Origin of the sequence: Rhizobium leguminosarum bv. viciae (assembly GCF_012276115.1) — a bacterium.
GTDB lineage: Bacteria > Pseudomonadota > Alphaproteobacteria > Rhizobiales > Rhizobiaceae > Rhizobium > Rhizobium leguminosarum_T.
On sequence record NZ_WIEU01000022.1, the window covers coordinates 104,584 to 111,714 of the forward strand.

A 7,131-nucleotide genomic window follows, 5' to 3' on the forward strand; every position below is an offset into this window, starting at 1 on the left:
ATGTTCGAGCCGGTTCTCCTCAAGAATGTCGCCATGCCGGACAGTCACCTGCTGTCGACCTACGAGGTTGGCGGCGGCTACCAGGCGCTGGCGAAAGCGCTGCGCGAATACACGCCTGACGAGGTTGTCGACCTCGTCAAACGGTCCAACCTGCGCGGTCGCGGCGGTGCCGGATTCCCGACGGGCATGAAATGGAGTTTCGTGCCGAAGCAGGTCGACAAGCCGAAATATCTTTGCTGCAACGCCGATGAGGGCGAGCCAGGCACCTTCAAGGACCGGATCATCATGGAGCGCGATCCGCATCAACTCATCGAGGGGCTGGCGGTAAGCGCCTATGCGATTGGAGCCAAAACCGCCTATGTCTACATCCGCGGAGAATATATGACGGCGATCCGTCGCCTGGAGCAGGCGATCGCCGAGGCACACGAAAAGGGTTATCTGGGATCGCGCATTCTAGGCTCGGATTTCAGTTTCACCGTCCACATCCATTGCGGCGCCGGCGCCTATATCTGTGGCGAGGAGACCGCGATGCTCGAGTCCCTCGAGGGCAAGCGGGCGCAGCCGCGATTGAAGCCGCCCTTTCCGGCCGTGGCCGGGCTCTATGCCAGCCCCACAGTCATCAACAATGTCGAGACGCTCGCTTGCGTGCCGCATATCGTTGTGCGGGGGCCGGACTGGTTTCGGGACATCGGCCCGGATAAGAGCCCCGGCCCGAAGCTCTACTGCGTCAGCGGGCAGGTGCGCAAACCCGGCCTCTACGAGTTGCCGATGGGCATACCGCTGCGCGAACTGGTCGATCACGCCGGCGGCCCTCCACCGGGGCGCAAGATCAAAGCGGTGATCCCCGGCGGTGTATCGGCACCGGTCATCCCGGAGCATGGGCTGGACGTGGGTATGGATTTCGACTCGCTGGCTGCCGCCGGCTCGATGCTCGGTTCGGCTGGCGTTATCGTGATCGACGATAGCACCTGCATGGTCAAGGTCGCCACCAGGATCATCGAGTTCTTCCACCATGAGTCCTGCGGCAAGTGCACGCCCTGCCGGGAAGGATTGAACTGGGTCGTGAAGGTCCTGCGCCGGGTTGAAGGCGGGGATGGCGCACCCGGCGATCTGGAGCAGTTGGACATGCTCTGCAAAGGCATTTTCGGCAATACGTTTTGTGCTTTGGGTGATGGCGCCGCGATGGGATTGCGGGCAGCCCTTAAGCATTTCCGCGAAGAGTTCGTCGCCCATGTTGAGGAACGAAGGTGCCCGTTTCACTGAAGGATTGCGTGGCACAGATGCGAGGAAGTATGGTTAGCGTTACGATCGATGGGCAAATACTGGAAGTCGAGCCCGGTTCGACGGTGCTGCAGGCTGCCCAGCATTTGAGTATCGATATCCCGACCTTCTGCTATATGAAGCGCCTGCCGGCGCTGGCCTCCTGCCGCATGTGCCTGGTCGAGATCGAGGGGCTGCGGCGGTTGCAGCCGTCCTGCGCCACCACGGTCACCGACGGCATGGTGGTGCGGACGAACACGCCTCAGATCGAGGAAACGCGCTCTTCCATGCTCGACATGCTGCTCGCCAACCACCCCCTCGACTGCCCGATCTGCGACAAGGGCGGCGAATGCGAGCTTCAGGACATGGTAATGGCCTACGGGCCCCGCGAAAGCCAATTCCGCGATGACAAACGTGTGTTCCACTCCGAGGACATTCGTCTGAGTCCGGTCATCATCATGAACGTCAACCGCTGCATCCAGTGCCAGCGCTGCGTCCGGATGTGTGAGGAGGTCGTCGGCGCGGTGGCGCTGGGCACCGTCGAAAAAGGCATGGATACCGCCGTCACCGGCTTCGAGGGCAGTCTGGCAAGTTGCGACCAGTGCGGCAATTGCGTCGAGGTCTGCCCGGTCGGCGCGCTGATGAGCTTCCCCTATCGCTACAAGGCGCGCCCCTGGGATCTCGTAGAGACCGACACGGTCTGCCCGCATTGTGGCACCGGTTGCCAGCTGACGGTGGGCACGCGCAAGGGCGAGTTCATGCGGGTGCGCTCGAAGTGGGACGAAGGTGTCAACCACGAAACTCTCTGCGTGCGAGGACGCTTCGGCCTCGATTTCGTTGCAAGCCGGGACCGGATCAAGCAGCCAATGATCCGTCACGATGGCACCCTGGTTCCGGTTTCCTGGGACGAAGCGGGGGACTATCTGCGCCGGCGACTGTTGGCCGTCGAGAGGAAGGATGCCGGCGGGCTGGCCTCGCCTCGCCTGCCCAACGAGGTGCTTTATCAGTTCCAGAAGCTGATGCGAACAGGATTCCGGACCAACAACATTGATTGTTCGTCACGCTGGGCCGCGCCCTTCGATACGCTCGGCCCGCTATTGGGAACTTTCTACAGCCGCACGCCGCTGGACGACGTAATCGGCAACGACTGCGTGCTTGTCCTCGGAGGCAATATAACCGAGGAGAACCCGGTCACCGAATACCTGCTGCGGGACGGCGCGCGGCGGCGGCAGACCGGATTGCTCATGCTATCGGCGCGGCCATCGCGTCTGGACGCCGATGCCAGGGTGGTGGTCCGTGTGCCTCCGGGCGGAGAAGCGGCGAGCCTTGCGGCGGTGGTCGCCGGTCTCGTAGCGGTAGCTGGTCAGGCCTTGCCGGGCGGCGCTTTTGCGGACATCGACGCGGCAATCGGCAGGCCAGCGGCGGGCGCCGACAGTGACGGGCCGGATCGCCTGGCCGCCGCGCTCAAGGAAGGCCGCAGCGTCACCGTGCTTGTCAGCGTCGGCCTCCTGAGATCACCCGAAGCGCGTGCGACGCTGCAGCAGCTCAACAACCTGCTGCACGTTCTCCGCCTGCTAGGCAAGGGCCCGGCGATGCAGTTTCTCTTCGACCGTGCCAACCAGATGGGCGCCTGGGACATGGGGGTCCTGCCGGCGGCTCTGCCGGGGCTGCGGGCGGTCGCTGATGACGCGGCGCGCGCAACTCTTGCACGAAACTGGAGCGCCGAAATCCCATCTGAACCCGGCGCGGATCTCGACGCCATGCTGGAGCTCTGCGTCGGTGGGCGGATGGGCGCGCTCTACATCGTCGGAACCGACCCCCTGGTCGCCTATCCCGACCGGGACTTTGTGACGCGGGCGCTTGGCGCCGCCGATCTCCTGATCGTGCAGGACGCGTTCCTCACGGATACGGCGGCCATGGCCGAGGTCGTCTTGCCCGCGTCGGGCTACGGCGAGGAATCCGGAACGTTCACCAACAACGAGGGCCGGATCCAGAATGTTCGCAAATTCCGTGAGCCCGTTTTCGAGGCGCGAAGCAATCTGGCGATTGTCGACTTCGTCGCGGCGCTACGCAACCAGGCGCTGCGGCCATCGACGCAAGCCGAAATTTTCGACGAGATTGCCCGGCTGGTTCCGGCCTATCAGGGGTTGACGCAGGACGGGCTTGGCGCCGACGGCGCATTCACCAAGGCGGTGCCAACATTACCGGCTGGCCTGTCCCTTGCGCCACCGCCCGTTCCAACAGCAGCCGACGGGCTCATGCTGATCACCGGCGACTGCCTATTCCACAACGGATATCTTTCCGAACGGTCGGACATCCTGAACACGGTCGCCAACGATCCCTATGTCGCGATGAGCGCGCAGGATACCGTGGAGCTTGGCCTTTCGGATGGCGATCTGGTAATCGTGCGTTCCGGCCGCGGCGAACTGACGGCGCAGCTCAAGGTCGACAGGCGGTTTCCAAAGGGCCTCGTCTTCGTTCCGGAAAACTATAGAGCCTTGCGTCTCAACAGCCTGCTGCGGCGGGGCGAATATCCATGCGCGGTAGAAGTCCAGAAGGCGCATGCCACTCTTGAGGTCGACCGCCCAGGCCGTATCTGGCGTGGGGTCTGAAGATTTGGGGTCGGGGCACCGCAAGGCTCCGCGGCAAGCTGCCCGCCCCGGCGTCTTCACATCGAGTTGGCGACGTCAGTGATACCTGGTCCCGCATATGTAATCCTGCAGATCCTGCTCTGTACGCTGCGCTTCGTCGAGCCTGTGTTTAACCACGTCGCCGATGCTGACCACGCCGACAACGTCGCCTCCATCTGTGACCAGCACATGGCGCGTACGCCGCTGGGTCATTATCCCCATCGCGACGGGCAGCAAATCCTGTGTTGAACACGTCGCCACATTGCGGTTCATGATGTCCGCGACCCGCTTTGCCGCCGCCTCGGCCCCGTATTCCGCCACCGCATTGCAGCAGTCCCGCTCCGACAGCGTACCGAGGTATTTGCCGTTCGATCGCCTGACGACGACGAAGCCGATATTGTTGTCTCGAAACAGCCGCAGTACCTCCACCATCGTCTGATCGGGAGCAACTGCGATGACACCGACACCCTTGTTTTTCATGATTTCACCGACAAACATCTGAGCCTCCTTCCGAGTGCTTCGGTTTGACAGCTGGCGCGCGTTCATGTTCGCCGGATATTCCGCCACCAGTTGTAGCCCTGCGTCTCTTTCGTCTCGACAAGTACATCCTGCTTCGTATTCAGGCGCGCGGCAACCACGCCGCCGCCGGTTGCCGCCTTACCCGGCTTGGCGAGCAGATCATCGCGCCCGATTACCAGGTCAGCCGAGGAAAAACTCGAGAATTCGTATTGTTGGCCAAGCGCGATCGCGTCCGCCGGGCAGGCGTCCTCGCACAGCCCGCAGAACAGGCAGCGGGCCGTGTCGATCTCGAATTTGGCCGGGTGCCGCTTGCCCTTCTCGTCCTCGTAGGGGACGACTTCGATACAGTCGCAGGGACAGATCCGCGCGCAGAGTTCGCAGGCCACGCACTTGATCTCGCCCTCTTCATCACGCGTCAGGAAGTGATGCCCGCGATAGCGGGAGTAGGGCAGCCACTTTTCCTTGTCCGGATACTGCATGGTCACGGATCTGGAGAACATGTAGCCGAAGGTCAGAGCCAAGGCGCTCGCCAGATCGGCAAAGAACGCCCAACCAATCCATGTTCCAACTCTGTCCTGCGCGCGCGACATCGCCGCCTCGCTACGGAGCCGCTACGACCCCAAAAGTACACCGGTTATAATTATGTTCGCCATTGAAAGAGGAAGCAAGACTTTCCATCCGATCGCCATCAGTTGGTCGTAGCGGTAGCGGGGGAAAGTGAAGCGGAACCAGATAAACACATAGACGAAGAACGCGATCTTGAGCACAAACCACAGGAGCGGTGGCAAGGGAATGAGAACTCCGTTCCAACCGCCGAAGAACAGGATCACCACCAGGACTGACACAAGCAGTACGATGGCATATTCGCTGACCATGAAGAAGGCAAAGCGGATACCGCTGTATTCGGTATGGAACCCGGCCCCCAGATCACCCTCCGCCTCCGCCAGGTCGAAGGGAATGCGCTGTGCTTCGGCGAGCCCGGCGACGAAGAACACGAAGAATCCGACCGGCTGGTAGACGATGTTCCAGACATCGGCCTGCGCCCGCACGATCTCGAGCAGGCTCATGGATTGCGCCAGCATGACCACGCCGATGACCGCGAACCCCATCGGGATCTCGTAGCTGATCATCTGCGCGCAGGTCCTGAGGCTGCCCAGAACAGCGTATTTGCTGTTGGAGGCCCAGCCGCCGAAGATGACGCCATAAACCTCGATCCCGATCACCGAGAAAACGAAAAGGAGCGCCACATTCATGTTGGAGACGTAGAGCGTGATCTCGTGGCCGAGGACCGAGACAGTTTCGCCGAAGGGGATCGCGACGAACACCACAAAGGGCGGGGCGAGCGCCAGGATTGGCGCCAGTTTGAACAGGAACCGGTCGGCCTCGGCCGGAATGTGATCCTCTTTGGTCAGGAGCTTGATTCCGTCCGCCACCGGCTGCAACAGCCCGTGCCATCCCACGCGCATCGGTCCCATCCGCTGCTGCATGTGCCCGGCGATCTTGCGTTCCAGCCAGGTTAGCGGCAAGGGTAGCAACAGCAGGATCGCAATCAGGAACGCGACCTTCAAGACGATCAGGCCAAGGGCGACGATAAGTTCCATGATCCCGGCTACTTATTCATCGGTTGAAGCGCACGACCGGACTTTGGCTCCGGCTATACAATGAGCACTGCGCGCACTTGTCAGACTACATGGTACAACGGCGACGCACCGCATACAATGCCGTCGCGGTTATGTCGCCGCCGGCTATGATGTGTCGGGGCTCAGGACGTTTTGAGACGAGTGGCTCGCTGTGCAAGATGAATGCTTCGCGTTTCCGCCGGTTGCACCGCGCCATCTTGCGTATCAAAAACCGCCGAGGCTCTCATCGCTGCCGGATGAAAATGCCTGGCGCACCAACGCAAAAAGCCCGCACGGGGCGGGTTTTTGAGTATGTGTATGTTGGGATTTGGTTGCGGGGGCAGGATTTGAACCTGCGGCCTTCAGGTTATGAGCCTGACGAGCTACCGGGCTGCTCCACCCCGCGCCTAGCGCAAATCCCGAAGGGATTTGTCGCGTCTGAGTAAACCGCTTTTGCGGTTTACTCTTACTGCCCGAGCAAATTGCTTTTGCAATTTGTCTCGTGTTTTCTTGCCGATGCATTCTAACACAAAAGGCCGCTTTGTGAGCGGCCCTTTTGTGACGGCATGGGCCGTTTGTTTGTGATGAGAAGATTGTTTTACATCAGTTGCGTTTTGCAGACCTGGCAGCGACCTACTCTCCCGCGTCTTAAGACGAAGTACCATGGGCGCAGGGGCGTTTCACGGCCGTGTTCGGAAAGGGAACGGGTGCAGCCACCCCGCCATAACCACCAGGTCGGCAAAGCGCAACTTTGTTGTTTTGAGAAGCTGGGTTTGGAGCGAATAGGGAGTAGCGAATAGCGAATAGGGCTATTTGATTCTCTTTCGCTGGTTTTGAACACGTCTTTTGGAACCTCTTCCGGCTGCGGGTGCTTGTGGCACCCATACAGGCCAGAGGCCGTCGCCAATCGTTTGGCGCGCCGTCCGCAGCGCCATTGGCGCGTCAGGACAAAGGTCTGGCACATCGAACTTTGTTCGATGAGCATAGTCAATGAGAACGATCAAGCCGATCGAGCTATTAGTACCGGTAAGCTTCATGCGTTGCCGCACTTCCACACCCGGCCTATCAACGTGGTCGTCTTCCACGGCTCTGATAGGGAATAC

At 61.1% G+C, this 7,131-nt stretch carries 5 protein-coding genes, 1 tRNA gene and 2 rRNA genes; 2 read left to right on the forward strand and 6 right to left on the reverse strand.

The annotated features are described in order from the left end of the window. Together nuoF and nuoG are read left to right on the forward strand one after the other, a co-directional pair. Positions 1-1,263 (forward strand): NADH-quinone oxidoreductase subunit NuoF, encoded by a 1,263-nt coding sequence (nuoF, locus tag GFM02_RS28510; RefSeq protein ID WP_168323516.1) that lies wholly within the window; start codon positions 1-3, stop codon positions 1,261-1,263. A gap of 29 nt (positions 1,264-1,292) precedes the next feature. Next, complete coding sequence (gene nuoG / locus GFM02_RS28515; RefSeq protein WP_168323518.1) at positions 1,293-3,872, forward strand: NADH-quinone oxidoreductase subunit NuoG; 2,580 nt, start codon at positions 1,293-1,295, stop codon at positions 3,870-3,872. Between the two features lie 75 nt (positions 3,873-3,947). Here nuoG and GFM02_RS28520 read toward each other — a convergent pair whose 3' ends face one another. The 6 genes from GFM02_RS28520 to GFM02_RS28540 form a co-directional block, all read right to left on the reverse strand. After that, the gene (locus GFM02_RS28520) at positions 3,948-4,388 is read right to left on the reverse strand and encodes a CBS domain-containing protein (RefSeq protein WP_018243737.1); all 441 of its coding nucleotides are present in this window, start codon (positions 4,386-4,388) and stop codon (positions 3,948-3,950) included. 44 nt (positions 4,389-4,432) lie between these two features. After that, positions 4,433-4,999 (reverse strand): NADH-quinone oxidoreductase subunit I, encoded by a 567-nt coding sequence (locus GFM02_RS34835; RefSeq protein ID WP_205930500.1) that lies wholly within the window; start codon positions 4,997-4,999, stop codon positions 4,433-4,435. Between the two features lie 21 nt (positions 5,000-5,020). After that, a complete protein-coding gene (gene nuoH / locus GFM02_RS34840; protein WP_205930501.1) occupies positions 5,021-6,010 on the reverse strand; it encodes an NADH-quinone oxidoreductase subunit NuoH in 990 nt (329 codons plus the stop codon). 347 nt (positions 6,011-6,357) lie between these two features. Then, positions 6,358-6,434, reverse strand: a tRNA-Met gene (locus tag GFM02_RS28530). Between the two features lie 214 nt (positions 6,435-6,648). Continuing rightward, a 5S ribosomal RNA gene (gene rrf, locus GFM02_RS28535) occupies positions 6,649-6,763 on the reverse strand. Between the two features lie 261 nt (positions 6,764-7,024). Next, positions 7,025-7,131: ribosomal RNA gene (locus GFM02_RS28540) — 23S ribosomal RNA — on the reverse strand; the annotation flags it as partial.